Consider the following 300-nt stretch of genomic DNA (forward strand, 5'->3'; position numbering starts at 1 on the left):
AGCCGTTGCCGGAATCCTTGATACCGCCGAAGGGGCTCATCTCGATGCGGTATCCCGGCACTTCCCAAACGTTGACGGTGCCGACCTTCAGGCCGGTGATGTATTTCTGCATGCGGCGGAAATCGTTGGTGCAGACGCCCGACGACAGGCCGAAAGCCGTCGAGTTCGACAGCTTAATCAGCGCCTCGTCATCGTCAGGCGCGCGCACGATCGGCACGATCGGCCCGAAGGTCTCCTCCATCACCAGCTCAGACTGGTGCGGCACGCGGTCGACGACGATCGGCGGCAGCAGCGCCCCCT

General features: G+C 63.7%; 1 protein-coding gene. It reads right to left on the reverse strand.

The window, feature by feature from the left end; translation table 11 throughout:
* Positions 1-300 (reverse strand): aldehyde dehydrogenase family protein (locus EN857_RS34065; RefSeq protein WP_135897733.1); only part of this gene is annotated, 300 nt, incomplete at both ends.

Origin of the sequence: Mesorhizobium sp. M4B.F.Ca.ET.214.01.1.1 (assembly GCF_004791545.1) — a bacterium.
Taxonomy (GTDB): Bacteria; Pseudomonadota; Alphaproteobacteria; order Rhizobiales; family Rhizobiaceae; genus Mesorhizobium; species Mesorhizobium abyssinicae.